The following is a 16,000-nucleotide window of genomic DNA, read 5'->3' as shown; positions in this document are numbered from 1 at the left end:
AATCAATATCAAGATTTTTTAGCTTTTCAACTTCTCTATTACATATACGCCCAATAAAATAGTCATTTACTATATCCGTATTCAATATGCCGCTGGATACATCATTTTTTGAAACCTCACCTAACCCTTTTTTCTGACGCACCATGTCCATAATCACATCTAGAATATAAGGAATATATACATTCTTTGATCCAGGTGAGTCTTCTGCTTTTGTTAACTTAAATTCTTCCGAGTATGTTAAGCACTGATTCAATTCTTTTGAGTGATCATTAAATTCCTTCATAAAGAATTGTTTTGCTAATTTTTCGTTGAAAGGAAATATTTCAAGTGAAGTGATTTCGTGCGTGCCAATATTGCTGGCATCCCAGAAGTAATCGCGGCATGTGATTATTATTTTTGCCCTTTCATTCCCTAAAAGGTAATTCTCGTAGATACTGCTTATAAATGTCTCTACTTTAAATTTGGTTCCTAGCTTTGCTATTACCTCATCTATTCCATCAAGAACAAGTAAGATGTTCCCGTTATCAATGGACAACTCTAGTAGCTCTTTATCAAATTTATGTGCTAAGTTCTTGCTCCTTGCATATGCTTGATAAAATAAAAATACGTTATCAATATTTCCTTCTCTAGATATCTCATCAATGATTTTCCTTGAGTCAATAAATAGAATCTTTGATTCAATTTTTTGATCTTTGTAGCTGGCATATAGAATATCAAGAAAATATTTCACTAACGTGGTTTTTCCAACACCACCATATCCCTTAACTACCATTAACGGCATGGATGTCATATTAAACCATTCTGTCAAAATGGTAAGTGCATCCTTTTCATGTGAATTATCTGAGAATGGATCAATAAAGTTTTTTATTTGCCGCTGTCTTTTGAAGTTTCCATCATGGTATGTATCTTCATTTAGATGACTTTTATACAGATACTCAAGTGCAAAGCTATCTAGCGAATAGACATTCTGCGCTTTAAACTTACTCTTTATACCTTTGACATCTTTCTTTAACCCGTTGTCTATTAAGACAATGCTCGAAGAGCCATCTGTGATGATATTATTGTGAATTAGGTATTCATATGTTTTTGTTTGGTTGCTTTTATCAAATAGATATATGAAGTTAATATTTGTAAAATCAGAAGATAGTATGTAAACCTCAAATAATACATTATCCTTCCAGATTTTTTCTTTATGAACACCTGATATTGTATATATATTATTGTTGTCTACAAAGAGCTTGATTGTTTTCTCTACGCTTTTCTCTATATTAATTTCTTTACTTCTTTTTACATTATACGAACCGATTATTCTTTGTAGTTGTACAATATCTTCAGGACTTGCATTTTCCACTTCTGGATCGCCAGTAGCTTTGATCGTTCTTACAAAAACATTATTCCTTTTTTCTGTTCTATTCTTGTCTTGGATATCTTTATCAAGCACTAGAATATCTGATGCAGGATGTATTGCAAATACTAGTATTTTCTTTCCCTCAATTGTTTCGTACTTCAGATCAAAGTTTTCGTATGTGTTAATGTTATCTTCATTTGATTTGAAATATAAACTAATTTTAGCGATAATTCGTGTCTTTAGCTCCTTTAATGTTGGGAAGTTGTCATCTGATAGATCGGTGTCAATCAGGCGATCATCTAATATTGTATTACTTTCATTTACACCAATTAACAAATACTTTGTTTGATCTATATATTTATCATTGCAGTTAATCAAAGCAACGAAGTCCTTTAGGAATTCGCCCCACTGCCTTACAGTAGGAACCGCTCCTTTATGCCAGTACCATTCACTTTTAAATTCGAGGTATTCACACTCATCACGCTGAATTAAGCTGGATAATGTCATATTCATAAAACTACCTTCCTAATTGGTTCACACTCGGTTGATTTCTTGTTGCCAACATCTTAGCATTTATACGCTGTGCGCAGCATGGCGTATAAATGTCTGTTGGACTAAGCCGTGACTGGCACACTCTATATATAAGGAAATTGTTTTAAAGTTGATAAGACAAAAATAATCATTCACTCAATTCCCTGTTGTTTGTTCTTGTATCCACTGTGCTGAAGTGTCTCTTTTTGAATCATCTACACGCCTGCACGGGTTGATCTGAAGCCGTTTCTTATAATGACTCCATAATAATCCTGTTGCCGGTGCAATTGCAACCGACATTCCTTTACCACAAGACGATCATCAGACTATAGGGCACATGGCCTGTATCGTCGCCGTTCTTTTTCAGACGGAATCACACCAACCAGACATAAATGACCCATTTTACAGTCTGGGCATTTCATTGGAGATTCCATCGATGGAGTGGCGGATATCATTCCTTTTTCCTGTTTGGATTGTATCGGTCTCTCTTTAGCAATCCAGCCTCGTATCTTCTTCAACTTCTCAATTCGAACACGATTGGCTAAATAACCATAATGACGAATACGCATGAGGCCTTTGGGTAAAATATGCAATAAAAATCGACGGAGAAACTCAACACCCTTCAAGGTCATTATCTTTTTCTGGTCATCACGATAATCCTTCCATTTAAAACTCACGCCAGAAGCATTCACCGCGACAATACGTGACAAACTAATGGCGGTTCGATGAGTATAACGGGCCAGATACTCAATCACTGTTTTCGGTTTTCTTAAATGAGGTTTAGTATGGATTATTATCGCCAACAGCACCACCAGGAATCAAGCAATGTAAATGAATATGCTGGTTGAGATTTTGACCCCAGGTGTGCAAAACGGCCGTCATGCCCAGTTTCCCCTGTAATTGCTTATTGTTCTGACTATAATCATTCAAGGTCTGCCATGCACATTGAAACAAGTGATGATAAATAATCTCAGGATGCAGTTGTGCCCAGCCATTAAACTCATGGGGTAAGGTAAATACCAGATGAAAATAAGGCACCGGTAACACATCCGCTAACCGTTGCTCCACCCAATGCGCACTGGCCTTTTGTTGGCACTGTGGGGATAGTGATTGCTGTTGTCGAACCTCGGCCAAAAACTGATGCACAATCCTGGAAAAAATAAAATGATCATTCATCAGATTTGTCCCCCTGGACTTGCGCTAATAAGTCACAAGGGCCTGATATCGGTTCAGGTTGCCAGTGGAGATAACGTGCCGTAACCATAAGACTTTGATGACCTAGCAAACATTTTAACGGGTTAATCGACATCCCCGCAGCCAATTGGTGGGTGGCAAAGGCATGACGTAAGCTATGTATACCACCAACCTTGTGGATACCTGCACAGTTCTTCGCGCGCGTGAAATGCTTTTGTGCACTGGTGATACCCAGCGGCCTATCCGGTTCACGACCAGGAAATAAATAGGGTGAAGGATGATAAAGCTTCCAGTAATCACGGAGACATTCCAGCAAAGTCACTGAGATCGGTACCTGACAATAATATTGCTCACCATGAATATGCTTCACTTTAAGACTGACCACCTCGGAAACACGCAAGCGGCCATGAAAAAATATAACTATGATGACGGATTTTCATGGTAATATACTTGAATGATCTATCGTTCCCAATGGCATGACCGGATTGAAACTGCGCTAAAACGCAGTCGTATACTCACCCTGGTGGGGCCGCGTCAGTGTGGTAAAACTACGCTGGCGCGTGATTTCGTGCCGGAAGATTCGGTCAATTACTTTGATCTGGAAGATCCTGTCAGTCTGGCACGTCTGGATGAGCCAATGACTGCACTGGAATCACTTCAGGGATTGATTGTGATTGATGAGATTCAGCGCCGACCAGAATTGTTTCCAGTGCTGCGGGTATTGGTGGATCGCAAGTCCTTTGTCGGGCAATTCCTTATATTAGGCAGTGCTTCCGGGGATTTGCTCAGGCAGTCGTCTGAAACCCTGGCTGGGCGTATGGAAACATTGAATTTACGTGGGTTTAGTTTGCAAGAATTAGGGGAAAGTGCGCAGCAGCAACATTGGCTACGGGGTGGTTTTCCCTTGTCTTATCTGGCGTTGAACGAGGCGGATAGCCTGGTCTGGCGCAAGGGGTTTATTCAAACGCTGTTAGAACGGGATTTTCCTCAGTGGGGTATACGTACTGCGGCGACGGCTCTGTGGCGGTTTTGGACTATGCTGGCACATTATCATGGTCAGACCTGGAATGCTGCGGAGTTTGCCCGTGCGATGGGGGTAAGTGAGTCCACTACACGCCGTTATCTGGATTTGTTAAGTGATGCATTTATGGTCCGGCAGTTACAGCCCTGGTATGTCAATATTCGTAAACGTCAGGTTAAGTCACCCAAAATCTATATTCATGATTCTGGTTTGTTACATCAGTTACTGGGTATCACCAATGAACGTGATTTATTGACTCATCCTAAAATTGGCGCATCGTGGGAAGGCTATGTGATTGAAGAAGTTCTGTCTGTTATGCAGCCTGATGATGCCTGGTTCTGGGCCACCCATCAGGGTGCTGAGATTGACCTGGTATTGCGTAAACAGGGGCAGATGATTGGTGTAGAGTGCAAGCGTACAGATGCGCCCCGGATAACAGCCTCGATTCGTACGGCATTGTCTGATTTAAGTCTGGATAAGGTTATTGTAGTGTACCCAGGGAACAGACGCTTTTCTCTGTCAGATCAGGTCGAGGCTATGCCTTTAAAAGACCTGATCCGAGAGGCATAATCCAAAAAAATATTGATTCGGTGCTTGAATTTTATGGATTGTGCCCACATTTAAGTTTATGAACTATTATTTGATTATTTTAACAAGGTAAAAAAGTTATGACGACAGATGCACATAAGGAAACGCTTGAGTTTCAAACGGAAGTTCAGCAGTTAATGGGCTTGATGATCCACTCTTTGTATTCCAACAAGGAGATTTTTCTGCGTGAATTGATATCTAATGCATCGGATGCCTGTGACAAGCTGAGTTTTGAGGCTTTGACTGATGATGCGCTGTTTGAAGGTGATGGTGATCTTAAGGTGACGGTCGATTATGACAAAGATAAGGGTACGGTCACGATCTCGGATAATGGCGTTGGTATGACGCGTAATGAGGTGGTAGAGCATATTGGTACTATTGCCAAATCCGGTACACGTCAGTTTTTTGATTCCCTGACCGGCGATCAGACCCAGGATTCTCAGCTCATCGGGCAGTTTGGTGTGGGTTTTTATTCCTCTTTTATCGTTGCAGATAAGGTGACGCTGGTCACTCGTCGTGCAGGTCTTGGTGCAGAACATGGGGTGTCATGGGAATCCGATGGCCAGGGTAGTTATACCATGGAAACGGTAGACAAACCCGACCGTGGTACTGAGGTCACATTGTATCTGCGTGAAGATGAAATGGAGTTTGCTGAATCGCTGCGTCTGCGTAATATTATTCACAAATATTCGGATCATATCTCGCTACCGATCTGGCTTAAAACCGAGAAGATGCCTGCTGCAACGGAGGATGATGACAACGCTGAAACTGAAACGGAAGATGAGGCACCAATGGAGGTGGTCAACCAGGCCTCTGCTTTGTGGGCGCGTAGCAAGCAGGATATCAAGGATGAGGAATATGAAGAATTCTACAAGCATGTCTCGCATGATTTTGAGGCCCCGCTAACTTGGTCGCATAATCGTATTGAGGGTAATCTGTCCTATACCTCATTGTTGTATATCCCTAAGCGTGCCCCGTTTGATCTTTGGGATCGGGATAGTCATCAAGGCATCAAACTTTATGTACGACGTGTCTTTATTATGGATGATGCCAGTCAGTTGATGCCGCACTACTTGCGTTTTGTTCGCGGTGTGCTCGATACCGATGACCTGCCGTTGAATGTATCGCGTGAGATCCTGCAACACAGCAAGGCGATTGATTCCATGCGTTCTGCCTCTGTGCGCAAGGTGCTGGATCTGCTGGAGAAAATGTCAAAGAATGATGCCGAGCAATATGCCACGTTCTGGGGTGAGTTTGGTGCGGTGATGAAAGAGGGTGTGGGCGAGGATCATAGCAATAAGGAACGTATTGCTAAACTGTTACGTTTTGCCTCAACGGCTGAAGATCAGGATGGAGTCAGTGTCTCGCTAGAAGATTATATCTCCCGTATGGCTGAAGGGCAGGACAAGATCTATTATATTACTGCGGATAGTCTGGCGGCAGCGAGTAACAGCCCGCATCTGGAGGTGTTCCGTAAGAAGGGTATTGAGGTATTGTTGATGACCGAGCGGGTGGATGAGTGGATGATCTCACACCTGCATGAGTTTGATGGCAAGGAACTGGTCTCGGTTGCCAAGGGTGATCTGGATCTGGGCGATACCGATAAAGAAGCCGATAAGGAAAAAGAGGAAGAGGTTGCCACTGAGTTCAAATCCATGCTGGAACAGATGAAGGAGACGCTGGGTGACAAGGTGAGTGAGGTGCGTATTAGTCACCGTCTGACTAACTCACCTTCCTGTCTGGTGCTGGCGCAGCAGGATATGGCGATGCACATGCAACGGATACTCAAGCAAGCCGGGCATGAAGTGCCTAACTCTCAGCCAGTGCTTGAGATTAACACCGATCATGTATTGATTCAGCGTCTGCGTGATGAAACCGATGATGAACGTTTTTCTGACTGGACGCATGTGTTGTTTGATCAGGCGATGTTGGCAGAAGGTGGTCAACTTGAAGATCCAGCCAGTTTTGTTAACCGTTTAAATGAGTTACTGTTAATGCTTACGAAGTAGATAAGGTATGCGTATGCTATGGCGATTACTGAATCAGACAAGTGGCATGCTGAAGATATAGCAAGAGTCTTCGATACGTTGGCGACAACGGTCGATGGCTTGTCTGCGCGAGAGGCCAGGGATCGGCTGACCCGCTATGGTCTGAATCAACTTCTGGAACAGGGGACGCAAAGTCCACTACTAAGATTTTTCTCACAATTTCATAATGTTCTTATCTATGTCCTGATTGCGGCAAGCATCATCACTGCCTTGTTGGGACAGTGGGTGGATTCCGGTGTGATTCTGGCTGTGGTTATTCTCAATGCCATCATCGGGTTTGTGCAGGAAGGTAAGGCTGAGCACGCCTTGAGAGCGATACAGAAAATGCTCTCTCTGAATGCGATGGTTTTGCGTGATGGTCGGCAAACAAGTATTCGTGCCGAGGATCTGGTGCCGGGTGATGTCGTTTTATTACAATCCGGTGACAAGGTGCCGGCTGATCTGCGTTTGTTTCGGGTCAAGGGATTGCAGATTCAGGAGTCAATCTTAACCGGTGAGTCGACAACGGTTGATAAGACGACTGACCCTGTGATGCAAGCCGCAGTGATTGGTGATCGTTGTTGTATGACCTATTCAGGTACACTGGTGACGCATGGTCAGGCTGCGGGTGTCGTCGTTGCCACCGGAGATCAAACCGAGATCGGTCGTATCAGTACGCTGGTCTCTGAGGTTCAATCGGTAACAACGCCCTTGTTACGTCAAATGTCACAGTTTTCCCGTTGGTTGACTCTCGCTATTATCGTTGTTGCTGTGGTTACCTTTATATTCGGTGCACTGGTGCGTGATTATTCCTTCACCGCTATGTTTCTTGCTGCGGTGAGTTTGGCAGTGGCGGCTATTCCCGAAGGTCTACCGGCTATTATGACGATCACGCTGGCTATTGGTGTGCAACGTATGGCTCAGCGTAATGCCATTATTCGTAAGTTACCTGCGGTGGAAACATTGGGGGCAGTCACGGTGATTTGTACCGATAAAACTGGCACCCTGACGCGTAATGAAATGATGGTGCAGATGATAGCTACGACTGCTGATTTGTTTGAATTGAGTGGTAGTGGCTATGATCCTCACGGCTCACTCTCGCTGTTGAACGAGGCGGTTGATCCTCAATGTAACTCACTTGTTATTGAGGTGGTGCGGGCAGCGATGCTGTGCAATGATGCCTCACTGGAACACCGGGTAGATGAATGGATTGTTCATGGTGATCCGATGGAAGGGGCGTTGCTGGTATCCGGGTTAAAACTTGGGCTTGATATTGAGGCCGAGGCTCAACAGTATCCACGCACTGATCTTATTCCCTTTGAATCGGAACATCGTTTTATGGCAACACTTCACCATAGTCATAGCGGTAATGCCTTTGTCTTTGTTAAAGGTGCGCCTGAACATGTACTGGAGATGTGTTCACGTCAACGTACCACAGAGGGGGATCAAGCCCTCGACAGGGATTACTGGTTAGGTCGTATTGATGAAATGGCTCAGCAGGGTCAACGGGTGTTGGCGATGGCCATGAAGTCAGTTGATTATGAACAGATCGAGTTACAGTTCAGTGATGTGGAAACAGATCTGATTATGTTGGGGTTGTTTGGTCTGATAGACCCACCACGAGAGGAGGCTGTTGATGCCATACAGGCCTGTGCCGGGGCGGGTATTCAGGTGAAGATGATTACTGGCGATCATGCTACCACCGCTTGTGCTATCGCGCGCCAACTCAATCTGTCCAATGTTGATTATGCGCTTACGGGGCAGGATATTGATGCTATGAGTGAGGATGAATTGCGTCAACGGGTGCAGGATGTGGACGTGTATGCACGGGTTAATCCTGAACACAAATTGTTACTGGTAAGATTGTTACAGGAACAGGGTTTAATTGTTGCGATGACGGGTGATGGTGTGAATGATGCACCGGCATTGAAACGAGCCGATGTGGGTACGGCTATGGGCTATTCCGGTACTGAGGTGGCAAGGGAATCGGCTGAGATGGTGCTGGTGGATGATAATTTTTCATCCATTATCCACGCTATTGAGGAGGGCCGTACGGTCTATGATAATCTCAAAAAGGCAATACTCTTTATTCTGCCAACGAATGGTGGTGAGGCACTGGTTATTCTTGCCGCTATCCTGTTTGGGTTTCAGCAATTACCTCTAACACCGGTGCAGATACTATGGGTTAATATGGTGACAGCAGTTACTCTAGCATTGTCTCTGGCATTTGAACCACCGGAGAGGAAGGTGATGCAACGGCCGCCACGAGATGCTAGTGAACCAATGCTTACGCCCCATCTTGTCTGGCGCGTTGTATCGGTTGCGATCATATTAATGAGTGGGACATTTGGTCTTTTTCTATGGGATATGCAGCAAGGTGCGAGTATTGAACATGCGCGTACCGTGGCAGTGAATACACTGGTTATGTTTGAGATCTTTTATTTGTTTAATTCGCGTTATATCACCGCATCGGTATTTAGCCGGGAGGGTTTTAGCGGTAATCCCTATGTATTGGTCGCCATTGCTATACTTATTCTATTGCAGTTGGGATTCACCTATTTATCACCGTTACAATCCCTGTTTGGTACCACCGCTATTGATTTCGATATATGGTGGCGTATTCTATTGGTATCATCCACTGTCTTGTTTTTAATCGAGCTGGAAAAGTCTTTTATGCGAAAGCTGGAACGCAATAGATAATGAAATCAAACAAGAGTCATTCAGATCCTGTGCTAAGAATTGATAAATGGCTATGGGCTGCCCGTTTCTACAAGACGCGTTCACTTGCAGCGCAGGCTGTGAGTGGGGGCAAGGTACATCTCAATCAATCGCGGGTAAAACCTTCGCGTGCATTAAAACCGGGTGATAGGTTGCAAATTAAAAAAAGTGATTTAAGCTGGGATGTTGAGGTGTTGGGTTTGTCTTCACAACGCGGGCCTGCCAAACAAGCGGTATTACTTTATCAGGAAAGTGCGGAAAGTATTGCAGAAAGAGAAACTCAGCAGGGTAATAACCGTGTGTTGTATCAGGCGCTACCTAAACCGGGGCGTAAACCGGATAAACGTGAACGGCGGCAGTGGTCAAAGTTGGAAGACAAGGCTTATGAGGATTAATGTGCCTGTTCAGGTATGGCAGAGGCCTGTAGGATATCCTGTAATAGCTGCTGTGACAGGCCTTGCAAGCCCGCATTGTTGATGTTGCTTTCATTGGCATCAATATAGAGCACAGGGGTTTTGAGGCCAATCATTCGTAGGTCATTGATCAAGGCGAGGATATTCTGGTCGGGTAATAATGAATTGATAATCATTGCATCGTAATGGTAATAAGCCAGCCTTTCTGTGAGTTGGCGGGCATTATAGATGCGATCAACCAATAGACCGCTGGTATCGAGCTGGTTGGCAATTAACTGATTATGATCAGGGTGGGGTTCACAAAGTAGTATGTGGAGTGGTAGTGCTTGTTGGGAAACTGAGGGCATATAATTGTGCTCTGATTGCAATAGTATCTTGAATAATCCTATCGACTCGCTTGGTCTTTTGTTTAGCTTGTTTTAATATAAACCCTGAATTGATGCTGGGTTTTGTGATGGGTTTCTCATTATAATCAATGTGATGATAGATAGATGTAATGGAGTGTAAATGCGACCGTCTCAGATAACGACGATTCTGGATTGTGAGTTTGATAGTGCCGATAAGGGTCACCATACCCCGGTGATGTTGTGGGGACCACCCGGGGTGGGTAAATCCCAGTTGGTTGAACAGGTAGCACAACGCTATGATGTGCCGGTGATTGATATTCGTTTATCACAAATGGAGCCCAGTGATCTGCGTGGCATTCCGTTCCGCAATGGTGATCACGTAGAGTGGGCGGTGCCTGCCATGTTACCTGATGCGCAGCGTCATGGTGCCCGTGGCATCCTGTTTCTGGATGAGATTACTTCAGCACCGCCGAGTGTGTCTGCGGCAGCCTACCAATTAATCCTGGATCGTCGCCTGGGGGCTTATGCGGTACCTGATGGCTGGGTCATATTTGCCGCAGGTAATCGCCAGGGTGATCGTGGTGTCACCTACAGTATGCCGGCACCATTAGCCAATCGTTTCTCTCATTTCGAGATTGAGGCCTGGCTGGATGACTGGGTGGAATGGGCCTATGACCATGAGATTGATTCACGCATTATTGCCTTTTTGCGTTTTCGTCCGGAATTATTATTTGATTTTGACGCAGAGCATAATCCGGTGGCCTTTCCTTCGCCGCGTTCCTGGGAGTTTGCCCATCGTGCGTTGCAGAAATTTATCGGTGATGATGCGGTATTGACGCAGGCACTACAGGGCTGTGTGGGTTCGGTGGCCGGTCTGGAGGCTGCTGCCTTCATTAAGAATCTGGAGAAACTGCCGGATATTGATTTGATCCTGCAAGGGCAAAAGATTCCTGTGCCGGATGAAATTGACCTGCAATATGCGATTGCCTCAGCCTTGGTGGGTCGGGCGATACAAATTAAGAGTGAGCCACAGGCAAGCGAATGGCTGGGTAATATCATTGATTATGCGGCTCATTTTCCACAACGTGAGATGGGCGTTATGTTGATATCTGATCTGCACCATAATATTGGACAGGCCTTGTTTGAGATCCCGCAGTTTAACGATTGGGCCAGGGATGTGGCGGATGTCATGCTCTATAACGATGACTGATAGTCGTTCTGACCCTGATCAGACGATCCTTACCCGCCTGACGGCAGCGCGTACCCACCTGATCCTTGATCGTCCTTTTCTCGGCACCCTGGTCATGCGTCTGCCCTTGAAGGAGACGGATGCCGCATGGTGTTTGACAGTGGCAACCGATGCCAAGGCCTTTTATTACAACCCTGAATACCTGTGTAATCTCAAACTTGATGAAATGCAGTTTGTGCTGGCACATGAGGCTCTGCACTGTGCCTTATCACATTTTACCCGCAGACAACATCGGGACAAGCGACGTTGGGATCTGGCCTGTGATCTGGCAATTAATCCCGCCCTGGTTGAAGATGGTTTAACGCCTCCGCCGGGGACGCTATTGATGGAAGGCTTTGCCGGTATGAGTGCGGAGGAAATCTATCCCTATATTGATGAAAACTCACAGCAGGAGACCTTGGATAAGCATCTTTATGATGAAGGTCAGGGCGGGGCTGAAGAGGAGAAGGTGAGTGCCTCCGGGCAGGGTGATAGTTATAGTGGCGGTGGCTCGGGGGACAACACCCAGAGTGGACAACGTAAGGCGGGTGGGCGACCCGCACCACTGACTGAACTGGAAAAGACTCTGTTAGCGACGCAGTGGAATCAGCGTGTGGCGGGGGCCGCGCAGCAGGCTAGGCAGGCGAATAAGCTGGGTGAAGGGATGGCGCGTCTGATTGATGAGTTATTACAACCGCGTCTGCCCTGGCGTAATTTACTGGCCGAATACATGAGTGGTATTGCACGCGATGACTTTAGTTATGCGCGACCCTCACGGCGTGAAGGTGAGGCGATTCTTCCTTCTTTACGCAGTAGTGCAATTGATCTGGTTGTGGTGGTGGATGTGAGTGGTTCGGTCTCGCGCCAGGAGATGCAGGAATTTATTTCCGAGGTGGATGCCATCAAGGGGCAGATACGCGCCAGGATTACCCTGCATGCGGTAGATTCACAACTGGATACGCAAGGCCCCTGGGTGTTTGAACCGTGGGATGAAATTCGCTTGCCGGCGCACTTTGAGGGGCATGGTGGAACCAGTTTTATTCCTGTTTTTCATTGGGTTGAGCAACAGGACAGGCACCCGGAACTATTGCTTTACTTTACCGATGCGGAAGGCCCATTCCCCCCGCAATCACCGGCCTATCCAGTATTGTGGTTAGTGAAGGGCAAGTCTCCTGTGCCCTGGGGACGACGTATACAGTTAAATTAGAGAATACTTATTTGTAGTTTTCAGCAATTAATAGTAAATTAGGGATGCAGTATGGGCGGTTTCCCCAAAGAATAACAAGGATGGTGCGTGCATCGATAAATATTAAAGGGGTTCGTGATGTAAAACATAGGGAATTGTAAAAGGAAATTAAATGTTTAATTGTATGGAAATGGATTTTTCTCAGGGTTGTGTTGTGGTGAAATTATTACGAGTTTTGGAACCGTTACGTCAATCGCGTGATGGTACGGTGTTATATCAACAGATCGAGCAGATGTTAGCTGAAATCGTTGATGAACACGCACGCTATGAACAAGCCTATTCCAGTATTACTCAAGCGCTATTAGGTGCTTATACTCAGCATATTGCTGAAGATTCCCCGTTAAAGTTTCAGATCAGGATGTTGCAATCACGTTTGCAATCCCCTCTTTCTGCGGGCGATATGAAGTTACTGGATAATTTTACTCGTGAGTATTCGATTGAAGTTAGCCATCTGCAGAGCTTTGATCAAAGGTTACTGGAGCAATCATTACAACCGTTGATACAGGCTTTTGGTATAACGCAGGATGTTATGCCTGAAAAGGTGTCTGAAAATATTCAACAAGAGTCACCCATAGTGACAGAAGATCGCTTGGATGATTCCTATGCACCATCTCGAGTGGCAGAATCAAATAATGAGATTGTTGCGCCCAATACACGCACGACAACAGAATCTTACCTGCAATCGGCAGATAATCAGATTAGTTCTGCTTATCGCAGTCACCTTGATGCGCGACGTAAGGATATACAGAAATTACAGACCGGTTTATCGGAACATGTATTGTCAGCCATTTCTCAGCATGAGGAGTTCGGGGTTTTGCTGGATGTGGTAATGGAAAGCCTTAAACAGGTGGAGAGTCCCAGTGAACTGGAATCACTACGCTGGAGTATGCAACAGGAGATTGGTAAGTTGGTCTCGGGTAGTCATAAACTGGTCGAATGGTTGAATGATACCCATCAGTTTCTGCAGATGGTTGAGGATGATTCGCGTCAATTGAGTCATGAGTTGGAACGGGTGCATCTATTGAGTATGACGGATGAATTAACCAATAAACCAAATCGCCGGGCGTTTTTGCGTTGTCTGGAGGATGAAATGGCGCGTGCCGAGCGCTATGGACACCCCTTGTCGGTGGCAATGATTGATATTGATCACTTCAAACAAGTTAATGACCGATATGGTCATGCTGCGGGTGATGATGTGTTGCAGGTATACTCAAACGAGGTGTTATCTATATTTAGACACCATGATATGGTGGCACGATATGGTGGTGAAGAATTTGCTGTATTGTTGCCTGATACCGATATTGAGGGTGCCCTCAAGGCGTTGAAGAAGGTTAAGCGGCGGGTGGAAGCAACCCGCTGGCGAAATGGTGACGATATGTTGGATCTGCCGAGTTTTTCTGCCGGTTGTGCGCTTTATCATAAAGGTGAAAAACTGATTGATCTGGTTGAGCGTGTGGATCAATCCCTTTACCGGGCTAAAAATATGGGTCGAAATCGTATTGAGATTGACGCAAGCTCAACAGCCGAAAAAGATCATGTTGGTATTCGTTGATTAGCCCTTGAAAAAGAATAAATTGTCACCATAACGTAGAGTGTAGAAGGGACAGACTTGAAGTCTGTCCCCGTTTTTATAGATAGAGGTGTGTTGTGGCAACAGTTGAATTGACGAAAGATAACTTTGAAGAGATAGTGAATAGTAATAGTCTGGTGATTGTGGATTTTTGGGCCCCCTGGTGTGGGCCGTGCAAGAATTTCTCCCCGATTTATGAAACCGCATCGGATAATAACCCTGATATTGTCTATGCCAAGGTGAATACCGAGGATGAGCCTGAACTGGCCGGTCATTTTCAGATTCGTTCGATTCCAACCCTGATGGTTTTTCGTGAGCAAGTTATGGTTTTTTCTCAGGCCGGTATGTTGCCTGCCAGTGGTCTGGATAAGTTGGTAACGCAGACGCAGGCACTGGATATGGACAAGGTTCGTGCGGATATTGCCAGTCAGCAGCAGGCTTAAAGTAAATTTGTCGGGTTACGCTGCTGTGTACTTTGGGGACAGACCCTAGGTCTGTCCCCTGTTTTTACACGATCCCATAAAACGGTTGTACCGTCACCATTTCACCCGCCTTGATTCCGGCACAATCCTGATCCAGTAGAATAAAACAATTAGCCTTGCTCATGGAGCTCAACATGTGTGAGCCTTGGTGTCCGGTGGTAACAACGCCCCATAGACCCTTATCATCCTGTTGCAGGATACCGCGCTGAAATTCCATTCGTCCTGCCTGTTTACGGATATCACACTGACAGATCACCTGGAAGCTGACCGGTTCACTATATCGTTCACCGGATAGATGTTTTAAGGCCGGTTGTGCGAATTGGTAAAAAGTTGCCATGGCAGATACCGGGTTACCGGGCAGACCGAAGAAGAAGGCCTTGTTGATCATGCCAAAGGCGAGGGGTTTTCCTGGTTTCATGGCGATCCTCCAGAAGTCTACCTGACCCAGTTCATCCAGTGTTTCCTTGACATAATCAGCCTCACCAACCGATACACCACCCGAGGTGAGAACCACATCAGCCAGTTCAGCTGCATTGTGGAAGGCCTCACGGATCTTGTCGCGTTGATCCGGGATGACCCCCATATCAATCGCCTCAACCGGAAGCGGTTTAAGCATATTACTCAGTGTATAGCGGTTACTATCGTAGATTTGTCCTTCCTGTAGCGGTTTGCCGAGGGCGCATAATTCGTCACCGGTAGAGAAAAAAGCCACACGTAGCCGCCGGAATACCTTGATCTCAGCGATTCCCAGAGAGGCAATCACACCAATAGCTGCTGCGCCTAGCTTTTCACCTTGTTGCAGAATGATATCTCCGGGATGGATCTCTTCACCTTGATAGCGCACATTTTGCCCACTTTTGAAATCCCGGGTGATGTGCATTTCCTTATTATTGACCCCGGTATGTTCTTGCATAATGACAGTGTCAGCACCTACGGGCATCTTGGCACCAGTCATAATACGCACACATTCACCTTGTTTCAGGTGCCCACTAAAAGGGCAGCCAGCAAAGGATTTTCCAATGATTGTATAGTCGTGAACATCATCCTGCGCACAGATGGCATAACCATCCATGGCAGAGTTGTCGTAGGGTGGTGCTTCCATCGGGGACTGTATATCCTGTGCCAGGATGCGGCCAAGGGCGTTCGCTATGGATATTTGTTCTTGCCCCCGAATCACATGACAGAGGGCTTTTATGCGGGCACGAGCCTGTGTTACGGAGAGCATGGATTGGGTTTTTTCTGCATTAAAATCAACGGGTTTGGCATCGGTCATAGGTTTTTCCTAGT

Annotated in this window: 14 protein-coding genes; 8 read left to right on the top strand and 6 right to left on the bottom strand. The window is 45.6% G+C overall.

All coding sequences use genetic code 11. The features are described from left to right. From GXP22_11050 to GXP22_11035, 4 genes are all read right to left on the bottom strand, one after another. Positions 1 to 1,861, bottom strand: a 1,861-nt coding sequence (locus tag GXP22_11050; GenBank protein ID NOX09999.1) for an NACHT domain-containing protein, incomplete at its 3' end; no start/stop codon positions are given. 344 nt (positions 1,862 to 2,205) lie between these two features. Next, the gene (locus GXP22_11045) at positions 2,206 to 2,634 is read right to left on the bottom strand and encodes a hypothetical protein (protein NOX09998.1); all 429 of its coding nucleotides are present in this window, start codon (positions 2,632 to 2,634) and stop codon (positions 2,206 to 2,208) included. Between the two features lie 25 nt (positions 2,635 to 2,659). Further along, complete coding sequence (locus tag GXP22_11040; GenBank protein ID NOX09997.1) at positions 2,660 to 3,055, bottom strand: transposase; 396 nt, start codon at positions 3,053 to 3,055, stop codon at positions 2,660 to 2,662. Continuing rightward, entirely contained in the window at positions 3,048 to 3,473 is a 426-nt protein-coding gene (locus GXP22_11035; protein ID NOX09996.1) for a tyrosine-type recombinase/integrase, read from the bottom strand. Before GXP22_11035 ends, GXP22_11040 begins: the two co-directional genes overlap by 8 nt. Before the next feature lie 54 nt (positions 3,474 to 3,527). Between GXP22_11035 and GXP22_11030 the strand changes: the two genes are divergently transcribed. The 4 genes from GXP22_11030 (at position 3,528) to GXP22_11015 (ending at position 9,822) form a co-directional block, all read left to right on the top strand. Further along, on the top strand, positions 3,528 to 4,664 hold the full coding sequence (locus tag GXP22_11030) for an ATP-binding protein (GenBank protein ID NOX09995.1): 1,137 nt from the start codon (positions 3,528 to 3,530) through the stop codon (positions 4,662 to 4,664). Between the two features lie 98 nt (positions 4,665 to 4,762). Beyond that, a complete protein-coding gene (gene htpG / locus GXP22_11025; GenBank protein NOX09994.1) occupies positions 4,763 to 6,691 on the top strand; it encodes a molecular chaperone HtpG in 1,929 nt (642 codons plus the stop codon). Positions 6,692 to 6,709: 18 nt separating this feature from the next. Continuing rightward, positions 6,710 to 9,409, top strand: a complete 2,700-nt coding sequence (locus tag GXP22_11020; protein NOX09993.1) for a cation-transporting P-type ATPase — start codon at positions 6,710 to 6,712, stop codon at positions 9,407 to 9,409. Then, positions 9,409 to 9,822, top strand: a complete 414-nt coding sequence (locus GXP22_11015; protein ID NOX09992.1) for an RNA-binding protein — start codon at positions 9,409 to 9,411, stop codon at positions 9,820 to 9,822. Before GXP22_11020 ends, GXP22_11015 begins: the two co-directional genes overlap by 1 nt. On the opposite strand, the gene GXP22_11010 is transcribed toward GXP22_11015, so the two are convergent. Continuing rightward, the gene (locus GXP22_11010) at positions 9,819 to 10,187 is read right to left on the bottom strand and encodes a response regulator (GenBank protein NOX09991.1); all 369 of its coding nucleotides are present in this window, start codon (positions 10,185 to 10,187) and stop codon (positions 9,819 to 9,821) included. The two genes, GXP22_11015 and GXP22_11010, sit on opposite strands and share 4 nt — an antisense overlap. Positions 10,188 to 10,347: 160 nt before the next feature. Between GXP22_11010 and GXP22_11005 the strand changes: the two genes are divergently transcribed. The 4 genes from GXP22_11005 (at position 10,348) to trxA (ending at position 14,674) form a co-directional block, all read left to right on the top strand. Further along, positions 10,348 to 11,397: a MoxR family ATPase gene (locus GXP22_11005; protein NOX09990.1), complete on the top strand. Its 1,050-nt coding sequence runs from the start codon at positions 10,348 to 10,350 to the stop codon at positions 11,395 to 11,397. Then, the gene (locus GXP22_11000; GenBank protein NOX09989.1) at positions 11,390 to 12,622 is read left to right on the top strand and encodes a hypothetical protein; all 1,233 of its coding nucleotides are present in this window, start codon (positions 11,390 to 11,392) and stop codon (positions 12,620 to 12,622) included. The genes GXP22_11005 and GXP22_11000 overlap by 8 nt, the downstream gene beginning before the upstream one ends. Positions 12,623 to 12,773: 151 nt before the next feature. Continuing rightward, positions 12,774 to 14,213, top strand: coding sequence for a GGDEF domain-containing protein (locus GXP22_10995; GenBank protein NOX09988.1), 1,440 nt, complete (start codon positions 12,774 to 12,776; stop codon positions 14,211 to 14,213). Between the two features lie 95 nt (positions 14,214 to 14,308). Further along, on the top strand, positions 14,309 to 14,674 hold the full coding sequence (trxA, locus tag GXP22_10990) for a thioredoxin (protein ID NOX09987.1): 366 nt from the start codon (positions 14,309 to 14,311) through the stop codon (positions 14,672 to 14,674). Positions 14,675 to 14,738: 64 nt separating this feature from the next. Here the strand turns inward: trxA and GXP22_10985 are convergent, their stop codons facing one another. Beyond that, positions 14,739 to 15,986, bottom strand: a complete 1,248-nt coding sequence (locus tag GXP22_10985) for a molybdopterin molybdotransferase MoeA (GenBank protein NOX09986.1) — start codon at positions 15,984 to 15,986, stop codon at positions 14,739 to 14,741. Positions 15,987 to 16,000: the final 14 nt, after the last annotated feature.

The sequence above is a fragment of the Gammaproteobacteria bacterium genome (assembly GCA_013151035.1).
Classification (GTDB): Bacteria; Pseudomonadota; Gammaproteobacteria; order JAADJB01; family JAADJB01; genus JAADJB01.
Note: the sequence above shows the minus strand (reverse complement) of the source record. Positions and strands in the feature narration are given on the sequence as shown.